Here is a 17,881-nt window from a genome sequence, read left to right as displayed (position 1 = left end):
TGCTGCTCCCCTCTTCCGTTTGGGGGGTTATCTTTCTGCCGTCATGAAGCTGCCGCTCTCCCCCCAGAAGACCGACGCCGCCAAGGCCATCGCCGACGTGCTGATGCCGGGCCAGCGGGTCTGCCTCACCACCCACGTGAACCCCGACGGGGACGGCCTCGGCAGTGAGGTCGGGCTCCTGCACCTCCTCAAGGCGCAGGGGATTACCGCGGTCGTGACCAATCCCAGTTCGACGCCCCCCCGTTTTGATTTTCTCTTTGAACACCTGCCCGGCGCCGACAAGAGCCGCGAAGCGATCAAGGAGCTCCGCCGGGCGGATGTGATTGTCGTGCTCGACATTTCCGACCTGGGCCGCCTCGGCATGCTGGGCGACACGGTTCGCGACCGCGGCGTGCCGGTGGTGTGCATCGATCACCATGTGAGCCCGGGGGAGTTGCCGCCAGGCCCCCGCTACGTGGACCCGACGGCCGCAGCCACCGGGGAACTGGTGTTCGAAATCGGCCGGGCCAACGAGTGGCCGCTGACACGGGAGGCCGCCCGGGGGCTCTACACCGCCATCATGACCGATACCGGGAGCTTTCGCTTCAGCAATACCCACCCGCGCACGCTGCGTGTTGCCGCCGAACTGCTGGAGACCGGCCTGGATCCGGAACGGATGTATCTCGACGTGTACGCCAATGCGCCCGAGGGGCGGCCGCGGCTCTATGCCGAAGCGCTCCAGACGCTCGTGGTGGAGCAGGAGCATGGACTGGCGTGGGTGACCGTGCCGCCGGGCGCGCTCGAGCGGCTCGGGGTGAGCGCCGACGATCTCGACGGCGTGGTGGAATTTCCGCGGAGCATTGCGGGGGTGCGGATGGCGCTGCTCTTCCGCGAAATCGCCGCCGGCCGCATCAAGGTCTCCCTGCGCTCCGTCGGGGACGTGGATGTGGCCGCTTTCGCCAAGCCCTTCGGCGGCGGTGGCCACACCAAGGCGGCGGGGCTCTCGATCGAGGGATCGATGGGGGCGGTGCAGGGTACGGTACTCGAAGCTGCGCGCAAGTATCTTGGCGGCAACGGAACGCACTGAGGGACCATGGATACAACGACAGACATGCTCGCCCGCATCGAGGCGACGATCGATACGCTCCGACCATACATCGCCTCCCACAAGGGGCAGGTGGAGGTGGTGGACTTTGACGCCGCTGACGGGAAACTCTACGTGCGGCTCGGCGGCACCTGCCATGGCTGCGCCGCCTCCACGATCACCCTGAAGCAGGGCCTCGAAGTGCGGCTCCGCCAGTCGGTGCCCGAGGTCAAGACCGTGGAGGCCATCTAGTGGCGTCGACTCCGCTTTCGGACGCGAAGGCCGCACTGACCGGGATCACCAACCCCCGCACCGGCAAGGACCTGTTGGCCAGTGGAATGGTGGAGGAGCTCGTCATCGGCGACGACGGCCGCGCGACGTTCACCTTCCTTCTCCGCCGGGAGGATCCCGCCACCCTCGTGCGCCAGATTCGGCAGGCCTTTTCCACCGCCAGCCTGCCCGACCCCAAGATCCAGATCAAGGACCCTTCCGGGCCGGCCGGTGCGACGCACGGGCCGCCGGGCGACGCTACCAAGGCGGTCCCGCCGCCCCCGGCCCAGATGGCGCTGCCGAATCTCGGCAAGGTCATTGCGATCTCGTCGGGCAAGGGTGGGGTGGGGAAGTCGACCGTGGCCTCGAACCTGGCCATTGCACTCGCCAGTGCGGGCCACCGGGTCGGTTTGATGGACGGCGATATCTACGGACCGAACATCCCGCGGATGTTTGGCGTCTTCGAGCGCCCGCAGTTCGATGCGACGGACCGCAAGATGAAGCCGCTCGAAGCGCACGGCGTCAAACTCATGTCGCTCGGCTTCATCGTGGAGCGGGACGCGCCGGCCATCTGGCGCGGCCCCATCATCATGAAGATCGTTACCCAGTTCCTGCGCGACGTGGATTGGGGCGACCTCGACTACTTCCTGGTGGACCTGCCCCCCGGCACCGGCGACGCGCAGCTCTCCCTCGTCCAGGCCACCAACGTCTCCGGCGCCGTCATTGTGACGACGCCGCAGGAGATGTCGGTCGGCGACGCGCTCCGCGGCGCAAAGATGTTCGACAAGGTGAACGTGCCGGTGCTCGGCCTGGTGGAGAACATGAGCGGGTTCACCTGCCCGCACTGCGGCGAGCACACTGATCTCTTCCCCACCGGCGGCGGCGACCGGCTCAGCGCCGAACTCGGCGTGCCGGTGCTCGGACGCATCCCGATGCAGGCGCAACTGGCCGACCTGGCCGATCGCGGCAAGCCGATCGTGGTGTCGGCCCCGGAGAGCCCGGCGGCGCTGGCCCTGCAGGAGATCGCCGGGCGGGTGGTGGACGCGGCCCGGACGCGGGGCGGGGCGGAGTTGCCGATCTTGCGAGGCTAGGCAGGGGGCCGCGGGGGAGGGAGGCGGTACTGAGCATGGAGGGCTTCTCGACGGTGAGAAGCCCTTGTCGTTTGCGCCCTAGTCCTTCGGCCGAGTGAGGCGGATGAGCGTTTGCGTGTCGCCGCGCAGCGGGCCGGTGACGAGCCGGGCCGCGTCGGTCAGGATGCCTTCCTCGTCCGACTTGAAGAACACTTCGTGGTCCTCGGCGGCGCGCGCGCGAAGGAAGGGATCGTTCTGCGAACGCAGCAGGACCCAGGCGGCGTTACAGGCGTAGCCGAAAACCTGGGCCTGCGCGAGCGTGTCCAGCGGCGGACGCAGCGCCGTCAGCATCCAGCCGAGGCGCTGCGCCGGTTCGCCCCCCTCGGTAAAGACGCTCAGGAGCGGATCCGCCCGGCCGGACACCTCGCGATATGCCTGCGCGGCGATGACGGCGGTGAATTCCGAGAACTCCCGATTGTCGCTGATGATCTCGGAGAGCGCCTGCTCCACCAGGGCGGAGTCCACGTCCCAGAGGCGGCGCACCTGCGTGATGACCTCCGCGCCCGTCCCGGTCACGCTCCACGAGTGCGTGGGCAGGATGCGCAGGAGGGAATCGGCGATGAGCGTCCGGGGCGCCGTGAAGATCACGGATGGCCGGTAGACGCTCCCGCTGGTCGGCCAATTGACTTGCGTGCAGGAGGCCGGCAGGGTGCCTTGAGCGGCGGCCGTGCCGGAAAACGCCACCAGGGCCAGCGCCAGGGCTGCCGTCGAGTGCATGGGCCGGAGCTTCATGCCTGCCAAGATAGTGTCGGCGGGCAGCCACGCCAGCCCGTGGGCAGCCTCCGCGACCGCCACGGGGGACCTGTTATCCTTAGGAGGCAGGCTCAGTTGGCAATACCAGATCAGCCATTCACCCGAGGACAGGAGAACGTTCTCAAGGAGGACTTTATGGGAAGCAAGGCACGGAAGCTGACGGACAAGGGATCCCGAACAGCCCGGAAGGCGCTGAAGGACCTGGAAAAGACGGTCATGGCCATCGAAGGCCGGCGGTCGGTTCGCGCCAAGACGAAGAAGGCCAAGCGGGTGGGCAAGAAGGCGGCGACCGCCGGCCTGATTGTTGGCGCCCTCGCCGCCGTCCAGGTGATTGTCCGCGAGTTGATGAAGCACGACGAGGCCTGAGGACTCAGCGCTCCAGGTCCATCCGCGCATCCACTTGCCGGCCGATGTGACGGGCTGCCTCGAGGTGCTCGGTAAGGCCCGGGCCCGCCGCCTGGCCTGCTGATATGCGGAGCAGGTCGATTCGGAGGTTCTCGAGCGCCGAGAGGGCCGTGGCCAGCTTGGCGCTCCCGGCCTTCCGGGCCGACTCCAGTTCCCGCACCACTTCTGGGCGTCCAGCCCCCTCGGCCAACGCGCGGGTGAGCGCCTGATCCTGCCGCCTGAGCGCCTGGATGTCGCCTTCCAGCTGCCGCAGGAGCTCTGGCACCTCGGCCAATTCTTGGCGCTCGGCGGCGGGCAGGGCGGCGTACAACGCCTCTGCGGCTCGCCCGAGAGCCACTTCGGTCGGTTCGTTGGCAGCCGGTAGTGCACGGGACTCACGCCCCCCTGCCAAGCGCACCATCCACCGTCCCAATCGTCCTCCCCACCAGCGGTCCCACCAGCTCGGCCCCTTTGCGGTCGGCGCGATCAGCCGAGCGGCCGCCCAGCGCCCGGCGCTCAGCGGAATGAAGATGACGGCCAGGTCAGCGATGATCTGCAATCCGTCCCACCACTGATTGCCGGCGCTCCCGGTCCATAGCCAGGCCAGGCCTGCCGCGGTAAATGCCGCGAGCCACCCAGCTACCGCTCCGACCTTTGCCCCAACCGTTACCGGTTCCCGCTCCTCGTCGGCGCCGAGCAGGGCCGCCCGGATGTCCTCATAGCCATACCCGCGACGGACCGCATCGCGGATGGCACGAAACGCCGTGGCCTTTCGGACACCGGCGAGGCTGACCATCCCGAGTCCAACGCCGAGCCGCATAAGGCCGAGGAATGCGTCATCAAGCCCGAAGGGGCGGAAGAAGGGGCCAGCCAGGAGCGACGCCGCCACCAGGAGCAGGACGCTGCCATATCCACCCATGTCGGTGCCGAGGTCGTGCAGCTCGCGCGCGGCCCGCGCCACCGGTGCCGGCGTGGTGGCCAGCACCGGGAGGTTGCTGCCAAGCGCCGCAGCCAGTTCTTCGCCCGAGGCGAAACGATCCGCGGGTGACTTCGCCAGACAGCGCTCGATGGCGTGGGCCAGGGGTGCCGGGAGATCCGGTCGAAGCTCGAGGACCGGCGGCACGGGCTGCGTCAGGTGCTGGGCCAGCACCGCCGCGGCGGACTCGCCTTCGAACGGCCATTCGCCGGTCGCCGCCAGGAAGGCGGTCACGCCGAGCGAGTACAGGTCGCTCCGGCCGTCCACCGGCTCCCCCGCTGCCTGCTCAGGGCTCACCGACCGGGCCGTCCCCACGACCTGTCCGTCAGGCGTGTCGACGGCGTCGCCGCTGACCTGCGCAATGCCGAAGTCGGTCACCATGGCCCGGCCCCCGTCGCGCTCCAGCAGGATGTTCTCGGGCTTTACGTCGCGGTGGACCACGCCCTGCCGGTGGGCGTAGGCGAGCGCCCACGCGACTTCGCGCACCACCGCCGACACTTCGGCGGGTGGCAACCGTCCCAGGCGACGAATGCGCGCGCCGAGTGTCTCGCCCGCCACGTATCCCATGACGAAGAACACCAGGCCGTCCGACTCCTCGACGGCGTGAATAGGCACGATGTTCGGGTGGGAAAGCCGCGCCGCGGTTCGGGCCTCGCGCAGGAAGCGGGCGCGCCGGTCAGCGGACGCCGCCAGCGCCGGGGGGAGGAGCTTGATGGCCACCAGCCGGTCGAGGGCCAGGTCCCTGGCGAGGAACACGATCCCCATCCCGCCTCGCCCGAGCTCTCTCTCGATCGCATAGCGCCCGGCGACGGCCTCCTGCAGCGCGAGCAGCTCCGCTCCAGGGGGTGGCGGCATCAATACCGCTCCGGCACCGGTGTGGCCATCAGCTCCCGCGGACGGGCCTTGCGCGGCGGCCGGCGTCGCGGCAGGACGAACGTTTCCTGCTTCACCTTCTTGTAGGGGATTTGCGCCAGCAGGTGGCTGATGATGTTCAGGCGGGCTCGGTGCTTGTCGTCGGATTGCGCGATGTGCCACGGGGCCCACGCCGTGTGCGAGGCGGCGAACATGTCATCGCGGGCCTCGGTGTAGTCGTCCCAACGGGTATAGGAGGCGAGGTCGATCGGCGAAAGCTTCCAGGTCTTGCGCCCATCGGTGATCCGGTCGTTCAGGCGCCGCGACTGCTCCTCCTGGCTCACCTCGAGCCAGTACTTGATGAGGATGATGCCAGACTCCACCATGAGCTTCTCCACCCCGGGCACGGCGTCGAGAAACCGGCGGGTCTCTCCTCGCGTGCAGAACCCCATCACCCGCTCGACGCCCGCCCGGTTGTACCAGCTCCGGTCGAAGATCACGACCTCCCCCGCCGACGGGAAGTGCGCGATGTAGCGCTGCAGGTACATCTGGGACTGCTCCTGCGCTGTCGGTGCCGGAAGCGCGACGACCCGAAAGGTGCGGGGACTCACCCGCTCGGTGATCGCCTTGATGACGCCCCCCTTGCCGGCGCCGTCACGGCCCTCGAAGACGACACACACCTTGAGGCCCTTCGTCCGGACCCAGTTCTGCAGGTGCACAAGCTCGACGTGCAGGCGCTTCAGTTCCTTCTCGTACGGCTTCCGGCGCAGTTCAGGCTTGGTCGAGCTCCTCTGCCGCTTCTTCTGGCCCATCGTTCCCCCGCGTGTCACGAAATCGTGAATTCAACTTCCCCGCTTCCCCGCTTCCCCGCCATATTGCCGCCATGGCATTGATCACCCTGCTGACCGACTTCGGCACCGCCGACCCCTATGTGGCCGAGATGCGCGGGGTCCTGTATTCCCGCGCGCCAGGCGTCACGCTCGCCGACATGAGCCACGGGATTCCTCCCGGTGATGTGCATGCGGCGGCCTATCTGTTCGACCGCACCTGGCATCGATTCCCCCGGGGGACCGTGCACCTGGTGGTCGTCGATCCCGGCGTCGGTACCGGGAGGGCTGCCTTGGCATTTGCCGCCGCGGGCCACCTCTTCGTCGGCCCCGACAACGGTATCTTCACCTCCGTCTTCGGGCAGGCGGAGGGGCCGCTCACCGCCATCCGGACGCCGCCCGATGCCGCCCCCACCTTTCACGGGCGCGATCTCTTTTCGCCCGCCGCCGCCGGGCTTGCCCTTGGCGCCCCGCTGACGACGCTGGGGGAACCGCTCCCCACGGCACCGGTGCTGCTCGTGCTCCCGGTGCCGTTCTACGAGGGCAAGTCGGTGGTCGGCGAAGTCATTTCCGTTGATCGCTTCGGCAATCTTGTCACCAATCTGACCCTCACGGAAGTCCCTCCCTACGCGGTGCTCGAGGTGGAGGATGCCGACGTGGGCCCCCTCCGCCGGACGTTCAGCGACGTCGAGTCGGGACAGTTGGTTGCCTACCTCGGTTCCGGCGGTCAGGTGGAGATTGCGGTGCGTGACGGCTCGGCGGCACGCCGCATCGGGCTGGGGGTCGGCGGACGGGTGCGGGCGCGACTGGGCTGAGCGCCTCAGTCCAACCAGTCGACCGTGACGCCGCCAAAGGACGTGGCGAGGGTCACGGTGAGGTGCCGACTCGCCGTGGCGTCGTTGGAGGAGACATACCGGTTGCCCTGCCGGGTGAATCCCGCCGGCTGAAACGAAGCCAGGAACTGGTCGGTGGTGATGGTCACCCCGACGGCTCGGGGGATCCGGAGAGTGAGCCCGCCGACTGCGACAGTCGCATCCAGTACCGAGTTGTTTGCCCACGCCCCGGAATAGTCCAGCGTCACGCTCCCCATACCTCCCTCAAAGGACACCCGGTCACAGCGGCTGTTGCCGAGGCCGAAGACCGTGAGCTCAGCCACCCCGGCGCGAAAGACGGCGGCCGTGCAGCGAATGGGATTTTGGGTCGAGAAGCGCACCTCGGTCTGGCTGGCCCCGGTCTCGACCTTCAGGGATGAAAGGCGGAGGCCGCCCAGGTCGATGCGGGACTTGGCCGCACCCACGGCGAGGGAGAGATCGAGATCGACTCGCGGAGAGAACTGGATGTCTGCGGTCTGGTTCTGCGTGGTGTTCCCGACGCCGATGCTGCCGTTGTCGAGGCTGGACAGCCCGAGGGTGACCGCGGTGCCGGGATCATCCCACTTGGAGACGGGCTGAAATCGTGCGGCGTCATAGGCGAGGTCCATCGCGTACAGGGACGTCGGTGCGCCGGCGCCCACGTTGAGCGTGCCGCCCGCGAATTCGATCGCGGCCCCCAGGCGCACTTCGCCGTGGAACTGTCGCGTGGTGCTGAATCGCTTCAGGGTCTGGGCACCGACCCCGCCGGGTGTCGCCGCCACGAGGCCAACAAGGAGGAGCCCGGACAGGAGCGATCGGCGCATCGCTAGCGGACGGGTGGCGGGGTTTTGTGCTGACCGGGCCGACGGGCCGCGGGGACGCCGAACTGAGGCGTGGCCCAGAGATACTCGTCCGTGAGGGTTTCCGGCGGGATGAAGCGACCCGCGAAGTGTCCGGCCAGGCCAAGGCGGCTGAGCAGCGCCGCTCCGATGCCGACTGTCAGCAGGAACCAGGTGACCACTGCCGCCGCGCTGAACGCGATCCAGCCCAGGACCGGCACCCAGCCAAACGCGGCCCATCCGCTCCACAGCACGATGATCCCGACCAATCCGGTCGCCACATGCCGGTAGCTGTTTGGGGCGCCAAAGGCGCCCTGTGCCAGCTGGCGTCGCCTGTACTTCTCGCCGAGTGCGTGTGTGACACCCAGGAACCCGGCCAGCACGGCGACCGCCACGAGGAGGGCACAGGCGATCACCGCGAAGGGGATCAGCAGGATGCCGACGACGCTCAGGATGAGCCCGAGAATCAGGACGCCGAACGTCGGCAGGACCAGCACCTGTGCCAGCACGCCGACGGCAAAGGAGCGGCCGAAGGTGTGCGTGACGGTATCAGAAATGATTTCGAGATTGGGCCTGCCGAAGAGAACGAGTCCGAAACCGATGGCGAGGAGGGTCAGGAAGATGCCGGCGAGCCCCGCGACGTTTCGCAGGGCAAGGACGAGCGGTGACGCAGGAGCGATGGCGGGCGCATCCTGGCCGACCGGAACAAGGGCGCCGAGGGTGCTGATGTCTCCGGTGACCTGTCCTCCCGCCTGATGTACTGCACCGCCGAAGGCAAGGACGCTTCCCGACACGAAGGAGCCCGGGTGCAGCGTGATATCGCCATCGACCGCCACCAGGTTGCCCGAGAGCCTGCCGTACAGGTCGGCGTTGCCGTTCAGGACGAGGACATCGCCTTGGTGCGACTCACCGGAGCCAATCGAGTAGTTCCCGATCCGTGCAATGCCGTCCGTAACCGTCAGGGCAAAGCCCGGTGACCGCGAGTCGCGGAGCGCCTGAGCCAGGATTGGTTCGAGCGTCGACGTGGACGATATGTTCTGAAGTGAAACGACCAGGCCACCATCGGAGGCGGGGGGGACGTCTTGCGGTGCGGGGTGGGCGGCTTGGATCCGGCCCGGTCCGGCAACGAGCGTGGCCGGGCCGAGAAGAAGGAACAGGCCTGCCGCGACGGCTGGGAGCTTAGATCTCGGCATGAGCCACCCGCGGCGTCGGCAGGGCCATCAGGCGTCGGAGCACCAGCACGCCGCCTGCATAGGCGACGGCATTGGCACCGAACACGAGGCCGAGACGGGCGGGCGACTCGAACAGCCCGCGTACCCAGGGGTACCATGGCTGTGCGAGGAGGGTGGAACCAACGGAACGGACCGCCGTCAGCCACAATCCGCCAACGCCCTGCCCGGCGCCCTGGAGGAGCTGGGAGAGGGTATCGGGGTTGGCCAGGCTCCACGCCACGCTCGCTGCCATCGGCAGGAGCACGCCGGCGGCAAGCGCCGCGGCAACGACCACCGGACGGGCCCTGCGCCGCACCTCGACCCGCGCCATGACCCGGTCGCTGAAGCCAGCGGCAGGGGTGAACAGCGGGAGTGTGCCCAGCAGGTGCGCCAGCCTGCGGTCGGCATCGGCGAGGTGCCGGCAGTCGGCGCAGCCGTGCAAGTGGGCCTCGCGATTCCGCGCGAGGGACCCTGCGAGCCAGTCGTCGAGCTCGTCCGGCGTAAGGTGGGTGGCAATGAGATCCGTCATGACGCCCCTCCTACGGGCCTGCAGGGCCCGGGGTTTCACTGGCGCAAATGCGCCAGTGCTTGCCTGAGTTCGCCGCGTGCGCGGTGGATGTATGTCTTCACGGTGCCCAACGGGAGATCGAGCATCGTGGCGATTTCTTCATACGGGCGCCCCTCGACATGCCGGAGGAGGATGCAGGCGCGATACTCCGGCCGGAGCGCGGCAATGGCCACCTCGATCTCGCCGCCGAGCTCCTTCGCCTCGAGTTCCTCGAGCGCGGTCTCCTGGCGGTCTCCCAGTTGCAGCGCGCTGGCCTGAATCGCCTCGGGGGTCAGGGCATGCGGGGAGCCATCGAGCGACAGGGTGTCAAGTTCCCGGCGCCGCAGGTGGTCGATGGAGACGTTGTTGGCGATCTTGAAGATCCAGCTGGAGAACTTGTACTCGGGGCGATACGACTCGATCGCGTTCAGCGCCTTGACGAAGGTCTCCTGGGAGAGATCCTCCGCCTGCTCGCGATTGCGGACCATGCGGTAGATGAGGGAAAAGATCGGACGTTCATACCGGCGTACCAATTCACGGTACGCCGCCTGTCGCCCGGCGCGCGCCTCCAGCACCACGTCCTGATCGGACATGGTCGCCAGGTCGACGCCGGGCTTAGCCACGGGTTTCCCTCCGCCTTGCGGTGGGCTTTCCGTGAAGGGTAGATTGGCCGCCTATGTTAGCCACGGACAGGAAGTTACCAGTATCGGGCGGCGCAGAAAAGCGTTCCTATGTGCGCGGGATGTTTCACGCCATTGCCCCGAGTTACGATTTCCTGAACCACTTGCTGAGCCTGAACCTCGACAAGCGGTGGCGGCGGAAGGCGGTTGAGCGTCTCAATTGGGAACGCAAGCCCGATGGCCGCTATCTCGACCTCTGTGCAGGCACACTCGACCTCGCCGCCACCCTCGCGCGCCAGCCCGGATTTGGGGGCCTCGTTGTCGGGTCCGATTTTGTTCCCCGGATGCTCCAGCTGGGGCGCGGCAAGGCGGAGCGGATCGCCTGCGTCACCGCCGATGCCCTGGAACTGCCTCACGCCGACGCCGCGTTTGATGGTGCCACGGTCGGCTTCGGCGTCCGCAATCTCATGGACCTCGATGCAGGCCTTCGCGAAGCGGCGCGGGTGCTCAAGCCCGGCGCACGCTTCGTCATCCTCGAACTGAGCATGCCTTCCTGGCAGCCGCTCCGGGGACTCTACCTCTTCTATTTCCGTCATCTGCTGCCCGGTATCGGACGGCTCATATCCAGCCACTCGAACGCCTATACCTGGCTCCCGGAGTCGGTTCTCGCTTTCCCGGAGCCGCCGGCCCTGGCGGAACGGATGACCGACGCAGGGTTCCGCGACGTGTCCTGGTCAACGCTCGTTGGCGGAATTTGCGCCATTCACGTGGGTACCCGCGCGTGACCGAAGGCCAGACCTTCGCCGGGGAGTCGCTCCTCGTCCGCTACGTCAACTTCGTGAAGTTGCCGCATACCCTCTTTGCGCTTCCCTTTGCGCTCCTCGGCGTGCTTGCGGCCTCCCTCAAGGTGCCGGTGACTCTGCGCACCCTGGGGCTCGTCGTGGTGGCTTTCACCGCGGCCCGCTGGGTGGCCATGGGTTTCAACCGGATCGCCGATCGGGAGTACGACGCGCGGAACCCGCGCACCCAGAACCGGGAGCTCCCGCGCGGCGCGCTCTCCGTGCCGCAGGCGTGGGGCTCGGTGGTGGCGGCTGCGGCGCTCTTCGTGGGGGCTGCCTGGCTGCTCAATCCACTCTGTTTCATCCTGAGTCCGCTGGCGTTGCTCTGGGTGACCGGCTACAGCCTCTCGAAGCGGTTCACCTGGTGGCCCCACCTCTGGCTCGGCATGAGCCTCGCCATCGCGCCAGTCGGTGGCTGGCTCGCCGTGACGGGTGCGTGGAGCGAGCCGGCCTGGCTGCTGTTCGCCATCACGGTGGCCGTGGCGACATGGGTGGCGGGCTTCGACATCTTCTATGCCCTGCCCGATGTGGCCTTTGACCGCGAGAGCGGCCTGCACAGCGCGGTGGTGCGACTCGGCGAGCCCCGCGCAATTCTCCTGGCCAAGCTCCTCCACGGCGCGACCATTCCCGCCCTCGCCCTCTTCGGGTATGGGGCGGGATTCGGATGGTGGTACTATGCAGGCGTCGCTGCCGCCGCGATCATTCTCGCCTACGAGCACCAGCTGGTGAGACCTGGCGATCTCTCGCGGCTCGACGCGGCCTTTTTTCGGATGAACGCGGTGATGTCGGTGACCGTGTTCAGCTTCGCCCTCCTCGACCGGCTCGCGTGAGCGTCCTGTGACCACTCCCCGCTTCGACGGCTTGCTGGACTTCGTGCGGCACCTTGAGGGCCGCGGCGAGCTGTTGCGTGTCACGGCGGAGGTGGATCCGAAGTTCGAGGTGGCGGAGATCGTCCAGCGCGTCATCCGGCAGGACGGGCCGGCGCTGCTGTTCGAGCGCGTGAAGGGCGCCGATTTTCCGCTCGCCATGAACCTCTACGGGTCGGCCCGCCGAATGGAGATGGCGATCGGCCGCCCGCCGGAGCAGGTCGGCAGCGAGTTGATCGAGACCTTCCAGCGCTTGAATCCGCCGTCCCTCGGCAAGTTCTGGGAACTGCGCTCGACGCTCCTCAAGGCGCGGTTCATGCGCCCGCGCATGGTGCGGCATGGGCCCGTTCAGGAAGTGATCGAGTCGCCCCGCCTGGACCGCCTGCCGAATCTCTGGAGCTGGCCCAGGGATGGGGGGGCCTTCATCACCTTCGGGCCGACGATCACGCACAACCCGGCCAATGGGGTTCGAAACTTCGGTCTCTATCGCCTCCAGGTGTTCGACGAGAAAACGACCGGCATGCACTGGCAGAGCATGAAGGGTGGCCGGGGGCACCACCACGAGGCGGAGCGCCGTGGGGAATCGCTGGAGGCCGCGGTCGTGCTCGGCGGCGACCCGATGACGATGCTCTCGGCAATTCTCCCGTTGCCGGAGGACTTCGACGAACTGGGGCTCGCCGGATTCCTGCGGGGGCGTGCCACCGAGTTCGTCGCGGGCAAGAGCATCTCCATCCCAGTGCCGGCCAACGCCGACTTCGTGCTGGAAGGCGTGGTCCCTGCGGGCGAACGGCGGATGGAGGGCCCCTTTGGCGACCACTACGGCCACTACTCCGAAGCGTCGCCCTTTCCGGTATTTCACGTGAAGACCGTGACGCGACGGCGCGACGCGATCTATCCCGGTGCCGTGGTCGGGAAGCCGCCGCAGGAAGACAAGTGGATCGGTCTGGCCGCGGGGGAGATGATCGGGCCTCTCATTCGGGTGGTCAATCCGAACGTCGTGGATCTCTTCGCCAGCGACGATGCGGTGTTCCACAATCTGCTCACCGTGTCGGTCAAGGTGAGGCACCCGCTGGAGTCGTTCAAGACCGCGCTCAACCTGCTCGGGACGGGCCAGCTCGCGCTCACCAAGTGCGTCGTGATGGTGCGGGACGACGTGCCGGTGCGGAATTTCGGCCGGACCCTGCGCGAACTCTGGCATCGATTCGACCCGCGCGACCGGATGCTGCTGCTGCCGATCGCACCGCTCGACACGCTGGACTACACCTCGTTCGAGTTGCACGTCGGCAGCAAATTGGTGCTCGATGCGACCGGCGAGGTGGTGACCACCGATGCCCCGCCGACAGCGATCGAGGACCCCTCGGCGTTCGACCGGCGGATTGGCGCCCACCGGGTGCTCGAGGGCGGGTTCGTCGTGGTGCAGGTGAAGAGCGAGCCGCGCGCGGTGCTCGAAAAGCTGCTGCGCTGGGAGGGACTGGGGCCGGTGAAGTTCGTGGCGGCCGTCAGCGACGACGTGGACCTGGACGACCAGGGGAATATTGTCTGGGGTATCTTCACCCGGTTCGATCCGGCGCGCGACCTGATGTTCGAGCGGCAGGAGTTCGTCGGTGCCAAGCCGGTGTATGGCGGACGGATTGCCATCGACGCCACTTGGAAACCGGGCTATCCGCCGCCGGTCACCATGCCGGACGACACGATCCGGCTGGTCGATCGTCGCTGGGGGGAGTACTTCGGGGATCGCCTGGAGCGGCGCGAGCGCGGGAAGTGGTAGGTACGTGATTCAAGGCAGGACCAGCAGGAACGGAGATTCGTATGCGAGAGCGTGAGAGCCTGATTCCCGCGCCAAAGCAGCCCGGGATTCCCAAGAAGGGCACGCCAGTCGGCCCGAAGCGGCAGGTGCCCCCGCCGAGACCGCCATCCCATCCGGTGCGCTCCCCGACCGCGAATCGGAGAGGCGGGTGAGCCAGTTCCCGATCGTGATGGCGATCTCGGGTGCGTCGGGTGCCCCGTATGCCGTGCGCCTCCTCGAGGTGCTGGCCACGCACAAGGTGCCGGTATGGCTCATTGTCACGAGTCACGGCCAGCGGCTGCTCGAGGCGGAATGTGGCATCACTGACCTCGAGGGCCTGCAGCGCGCGACTGGCGGAGACTGGAGCAGCATCACGGTCTATCCAGACACCGACCGGGGCGCCAAGCCGGCCTCGGGGTCTGCCAAGTGGGCGGGGATGGTGATCTGCCCCTGCTCCATGGGGACGGTATCGGCGATCGCGCAGGGGTCGAGTCGGTCGCTCGTGGAGCGTGCGGCGGATGTGGCGCTGAAGGAACGGCGCAAGCTCGTTGTCGTCCCGCGTGAAACGCCGCTGTCGCTGATCCATCTGCGGAACCTGGTCACGCTGACGAAAGCCGGTGGCGTTGTCATACCTGCGGCGCCGGGGTTCTATCACCGCCCGACCACCGTCAGCGAGCTGGTGGACTTCATCGTGCAGCGGGTGCTGGATCAGCTGGAGCTGGGCATCGACATCGCACTGCGCTGGGGTGGGGACGAGCCAGGCTAGGGAGCCGCGGCGAATTGAATCCACCAAAACACGAAAACACGAAAGAACAACTGTGCTGTTTTCGTGCTTTCGCTCTTTCGTGCTTTCGTGAATGCATCTTGAGGGGAATCCATGCGCCTTGGCATCATCTCGGACACCCACGGCCTGCTTCGCCCAGAGGTATTCGAGGTGTTCCGCGAGGTGGACCACATTCTCCACGCCGGGGACATCGGTCCGCTCGATATCCTGACCGAACTGGAGACGATCGCCCCGGTAACGGCGGTGTATGGGAATACCGATGACTGGGATGTGCGCGCCAAGGTGCCGCAGGTGGCAGAACTGGAGCTCGAGGGCATCCGGATCGTGGTCACCCACGGCAATCAGTTCGGCAGCCCAACCCCCGAGGCGATGAACGCGGCCTTTCCGGATGCCGACGTGCTGATCTTCGGGCATACCCACCGCCCGCTGCTCGCCACCGTCGACATCACCGTCACGGCCATGAACCCCGGAGGGGCCGGGGCGCGTCGATTCGACCTCCCACCGTCCGTGGGGATCATGGAACTGGAGGCGGGCCTCCCGCCGCGAGCGCGCCTGGTACCACTGCTCGCGGCTGGAGACGCTTGAACGCTACTGGTCGGGGTCGATCGGAGGAGCCTGGCTCGCCGGGTTGATCCCGATGCCCCGGATTTCCCCGTCGACAATGACCCACCGGAGCATGAACGGCTCAGGCGCCATCGAAAAATCCGCGGTGCGCCAGTACTGCGGGCTGCCCTTCCGCATTACCACCGTCTCGTCCAACAGCTTCGTTTCTTCGCCGATCCTGGCAGTGAACTGATCCCACTGCGCCGCCATGTCGTCCGGGCTGCCCATGGCCGTGCGCATCTTTTCACCCATGTGGGCGAAGAGGCTGTCGAACTGCCCTGTGTAGAGCAACGCGGTGTAACTCCGGCCCAGCTCGGTCTCGTTACCTACCCGTGGGTGCACGGTGGGGGCCGGCTCCGCGGTGGCGGTCGCACTGGCCGTGGCCGAAGCGGCCGGTGCCGGGGTTTGGGACAGGGCGATGGCGGGAAGGGCCAGCAGGGACGTCGAGAGCAGTACGTTTCGAATGGACATGGGAACCTCTGTTCGGGTTGGTTGACCAGCCCACTACGGAGGCGTTTCAGGATAGTTTCAAGATGGAACGGCTATTCTTCGGTGATCTGGAGCGGTCGGGAGGAGGAGGCGACGCGCCCCGCCCGGTCCACGACGCGAACCTCGAGGATGTAGTCGCCGGGGGTGAGGGTCTCGAGGTTGAGGGTGCGGGCGACACGGGTCGGCGTGCCGGCGCTCCGCTCCTCGAAGCCCAGCGTGATGCTCGGCCCCGTCCCCTTGTCACCCCGGCGGGCGGTGATTTCTGCCTCGTATGTCTGCCCCCCCGGGATGCCGTAGACCTCGTAGTACAACTCCACCGGTACCCTGGCGCGGTGGCTGTGACGCGGTGTCACCCAGGCGGTATCGCCGGGAGCCACGGGCCACGGTGCGGACCACCCCCGCACGCCGACCGCCAGATCGCTGACCGCCAAGGTGCTGGCAGAGTGCACAGGGATGGTGATCAGTTGCGAGGCGAGGAGCGCCCCGGTCGAGTCCCCTGTCTGTACGGCCGCCTGCCAACTCCAATTCCCTGCGGGGAGCGCCGTCGGCAGGTGGGCGAACATGGTATACGTCGAGTCCGCCCTGGCCGGAGCAAACGGTGCCGTGTACACCAGGGTGGTGTCGAATTTGGCCACCGCCCTGCCACCATGACCGTAGGCGGCGAACCGTACCCTGATGGTGTCGCGCTGGCCCGCTCGGTCAGGCGCGGGCTGTACCACCGCCACCGCGACCTGCACCCCGGATCCGCCCTGTGCGGCGCCGATGGCGAGTGGGAGCACCTGCGCCGTGACGGACGCAGGGAACCGGAGGGGGTGGGCATCCGTGGTAGTGCTGGTCGCGATGCTCTCCTTGCCCATTTTGTAGAGCGTCGCCTCGTACCGCTGGGCGGCGGGCCCCCCGGAGTAGTACAGACGACGATAGGTGTCGTTGACGACGCGAAGCTGTTCCAGCAGCGTGATCTCGTCGCATCCCGACGTTGAGGTGCATGCGATGTCGGTATACATCCGGATGAGCACCATGTCGCCGATGCTGTTCTGGGCTGCGAAGGTCAGGAGCAAGGTGTCCTGGACGCGATTGTACTGCCACGTCTCGCTCGCGACATACCCTGGCACGTTTGGCTGGAACCGGATGTCCGGTGGGCCCATCCGCACATACACCACTCCTCGGCTGTCGAGCATGGAGTCGAAGGGGAAGGCGTCTTGCAGGTCATCCGGCTTGTGCCAGTGTCGGGCATCACTGAATGCAAAGTGCCGGTCGGCATAGGCGATGCGCGCGTAGTGTTCCCGGATCCGTTCCCCAGGCGAGCGCAATGCCTGGCCGTCCCGCAAGTCCCAGAACTGGTGCAGGAACGCGGGACGGGACGAGGGAGATGTGGTGTCGAACACGGCCATCTCGTCCGGTGTGGCGATGAGCGTCATGTCCCGTCGCAGCATGAGCAGCATGGCTGGGTCATCGGCCGAGACCGCCTCCCAATAGTAGAACTCCCCGTACGCATCGCCCTCGGCGAGCAGGGTACGGGCCCGTTCATACTGGATGGCGGGTGTGGCATGATCGCTCGGGACCGCCTGGAGCGCCGCCTGCGCCGCCTGCACATTTCCCATGCGCCATTCTGCGCGGGACAGCGCCACCAGGAATGCCGGGGTGGCCGCGTCTGGGGGGATCTGGTGCGCGTGCGCGAGTGCAGTGGCCAGGAGAGCGGTGTCGCGCCGCTCGACGGCGAGGCGCAATTCGCCCTCGATGCCGGGGGTGAAGCGCGGGTCGAGCCTCAACGACCGTCCGTAGGCGTCGGCCGCTTCCTGGAACTCCCCCATGCCAGGACGGGTGCCGAGGTTGAGCTTGTTCTGCAGGGTGATGAGGCCGAGGGCGGTGTGCGCATCGCCCAGCCCCAGCCAGGGCACCGGCCAGGTGGGCTGGAGCTTGGCGGCGCGGCGGAAGTCCCTCTCCGCGAGCGCCGGCTTCCCCGCCTGGAGCCTCGCGTATCCGGCTCGGATACGGGCCAGTGCCTCTGTCGAGTCGCCCGTCTCGACACCTTCGTATTGGGTGGCCAGGGACGCGAGGTACTCCGAATCGGTGGAGGCTGCGAGCGAATCCCGAAACGCGCCCAGCGCCTGCCTGTCGCCCGGGCTTTGGGCGTGCAGCGGCGGTGCCGAGACCGCCAGCAGGACGATGACCCACCGCCGAAGGTGCACTG

At 67.5% G+C, this 17,881-nt stretch carries 19 protein-coding genes; 10 read left to right on the top strand and 9 right to left on the bottom strand.

The window, feature by feature from the left end; all coding sequences use genetic code 11:
• The first annotated feature begins 43 nt into the window (after positions 1-43).
• Genes R2910_00860 through R2910_00850 form a run of 3 tightly spaced genes read left to right on the top strand, consistent with a single transcriptional unit; the run spans position 44 to position 2,424 of the window.
• Positions 44-1,066 (top strand): bifunctional oligoribonuclease/PAP phosphatase NrnA, encoded by a 1,023-nt coding sequence (locus R2910_00860; protein MEZ4411517.1) that lies wholly within the window; start codon positions 44-46, stop codon positions 1,064-1,066.
• 6 nt (positions 1,067-1,072) lie between these two features.
• Complete coding sequence (locus tag R2910_00855) at positions 1,073-1,315, top strand: NifU family protein (GenBank protein MEZ4411516.1); 243 nt, start codon at positions 1,073-1,075, stop codon at positions 1,313-1,315.
• The gene (locus R2910_00850; protein ID MEZ4411515.1) at positions 1,315-2,424 is read left to right on the top strand and encodes an Mrp/NBP35 family ATP-binding protein; all 1,110 of its coding nucleotides are present in this window, start codon (positions 1,315-1,317) and stop codon (positions 2,422-2,424) included. Before R2910_00855 ends, R2910_00850 begins: the two co-directional genes overlap by 1 nt.
• Positions 2,425-2,502: 78 nt before the next feature.
• Here R2910_00850 and R2910_00845 read toward each other — a convergent pair whose 3' ends face one another.
• Entirely contained in the window at positions 2,503-3,258 is a 756-nt protein-coding gene (locus R2910_00845) for a hypothetical protein (GenBank protein MEZ4411514.1), read from the bottom strand.
• Between the two features lie 93 nt (positions 3,259-3,351).
• On the opposite strand from R2910_00845, the gene R2910_00840 reads away from it, so the two are divergent.
• Positions 3,352-3,582 carry a hypothetical protein gene (locus tag R2910_00840; GenBank protein MEZ4411513.1) on the top strand — a complete coding sequence of 77 codons (231 nt, stop codon included), beginning with the start codon at positions 3,352-3,354 and terminating at the stop codon, positions 3,580-3,582.
• A gap of 4 nt (positions 3,583-3,586) precedes the next feature.
• Here R2910_00840 and R2910_00835 read toward each other — a convergent pair whose 3' ends face one another.
• Positions 3,587-5,431, bottom strand: coding sequence for a protein kinase (locus tag R2910_00835; protein ID MEZ4411512.1), 1,845 nt, complete (start codon positions 5,429-5,431; stop codon positions 3,587-3,589).
• Positions 5,431-6,240 (bottom strand): polyphosphate kinase 2, encoded by an 810-nt coding sequence (ppk2, locus tag R2910_00830; GenBank protein ID MEZ4411511.1) that lies wholly within the window; start codon positions 6,238-6,240, stop codon positions 5,431-5,433. Before ppk2 ends, R2910_00835 begins: the two co-directional genes overlap by 1 nt.
• Positions 6,241-6,251: 11 nt before the next feature.
• Here ppk2 and R2910_00825 point away from each other — a divergent pair, with 11 nt between their 5' ends.
• The gene (locus R2910_00825; GenBank protein MEZ4411510.1) at positions 6,252-7,070 is read left to right on the top strand and encodes an SAM-dependent chlorinase/fluorinase; all 819 of its coding nucleotides are present in this window, start codon (positions 6,252-6,254) and stop codon (positions 7,068-7,070) included.
• Between the two features lie 5 nt (positions 7,071-7,075).
• Here the strand turns inward: R2910_00825 and R2910_00820 are convergent, their stop codons facing one another.
• The 4 genes from R2910_00820 to R2910_00805 are packed head-to-tail and all read right to left on the bottom strand — an operon-like array spanning position 7,076 to position 10,326.
• On the bottom strand, positions 7,076-7,930 hold the full coding sequence (locus tag R2910_00820) for a hypothetical protein (GenBank protein ID MEZ4411509.1): 855 nt from the start codon (positions 7,928-7,930) through the stop codon (positions 7,076-7,078).
• A gap of 2 nt (positions 7,931-7,932) precedes the next feature.
• Positions 7,933-9,138, bottom strand: coding sequence for a hypothetical protein (locus R2910_00815; GenBank protein ID MEZ4411508.1), 1,206 nt, complete (start codon positions 9,136-9,138; stop codon positions 7,933-7,935).
• Positions 9,125-9,685, bottom strand: coding sequence for a hypothetical protein (locus tag R2910_00810; GenBank protein MEZ4411507.1), 561 nt, complete (start codon positions 9,683-9,685; stop codon positions 9,125-9,127). Before R2910_00810 ends, R2910_00815 begins: the two co-directional genes overlap by 14 nt.
• Positions 9,686-9,720: 35 nt before the next feature.
• Entirely contained in the window at positions 9,721-10,326 is a 606-nt protein-coding gene (locus R2910_00805; GenBank protein ID MEZ4411506.1) for a sigma-70 family RNA polymerase sigma factor, read from the bottom strand.
• 53 nt (positions 10,327-10,379) lie between these two features.
• Here R2910_00805 and R2910_00800 point away from each other — a divergent pair, with 53 nt between their 5' ends.
• The 5 genes from R2910_00800 to R2910_00780 all read left to right on the top strand — a co-directional run bounded on the left by R2910_00800 (position 10,380) and on the right by R2910_00780 (position 15,183).
• The gene (locus R2910_00800; GenBank protein ID MEZ4411505.1) at positions 10,380-11,108 is read left to right on the top strand and encodes a ubiquinone/menaquinone biosynthesis methyltransferase; all 729 of its coding nucleotides are present in this window, start codon (positions 10,380-10,382) and stop codon (positions 11,106-11,108) included.
• Positions 11,105-11,992: a UbiA-like polyprenyltransferase gene (locus R2910_00795; GenBank protein ID MEZ4411504.1), complete on the top strand. Its 888-nt coding sequence runs from the start codon at positions 11,105-11,107 to the stop codon at positions 11,990-11,992. Before R2910_00800 ends, R2910_00795 begins: the two co-directional genes overlap by 4 nt.
• Before the next feature lie 7 nt (positions 11,993-11,999).
• The gene (locus R2910_00790; protein MEZ4411503.1) at positions 12,000-13,796 is read left to right on the top strand and encodes a UbiD family decarboxylase; all 1,797 of its coding nucleotides are present in this window, start codon (positions 12,000-12,002) and stop codon (positions 13,794-13,796) included.
• Positions 13,797-13,983: 187 nt separating this feature from the next.
• Positions 13,984-14,580 (top strand): flavin prenyltransferase UbiX, encoded by a 597-nt coding sequence (locus R2910_00785; GenBank protein ID MEZ4411502.1) that lies wholly within the window; start codon positions 13,984-13,986, stop codon positions 14,578-14,580.
• Between the two features lie 111 nt (positions 14,581-14,691).
• On the top strand, positions 14,692-15,183 hold the full coding sequence (locus R2910_00780) for a metallophosphoesterase family protein (protein MEZ4411501.1): 492 nt from the start codon (positions 14,692-14,694) through the stop codon (positions 15,181-15,183).
• A 3-nt stretch (positions 15,184-15,186) separates the two neighbouring features.
• Here the strand turns inward: R2910_00780 and R2910_00775 are convergent, their stop codons facing one another.
• Entirely contained in the window at positions 15,187-15,672 is a 486-nt protein-coding gene (locus R2910_00775) for a hypothetical protein (GenBank protein ID MEZ4411500.1), read from the bottom strand.
• A 71-nt stretch (positions 15,673-15,743) separates the two neighbouring features.
• Positions 15,744-17,879 (bottom strand): GWxTD domain-containing protein, encoded by a 2,136-nt coding sequence (locus R2910_00770; protein MEZ4411499.1) that lies wholly within the window; start codon positions 17,877-17,879, stop codon positions 15,744-15,746.
• Positions 17,880-17,881 lie beyond the last annotated feature (2 nt).

It is taken from the genome of Gemmatimonadales bacterium, from assembly GCA_041390145.1.
Lineage (GTDB): Bacteria > Gemmatimonadota > Gemmatimonadetes > Gemmatimonadales > GWC2-71-9 > SPDF01.
Note: the sequence above shows the minus strand (reverse complement) of the source record. Positions and strands in the feature narration are given on the sequence as shown.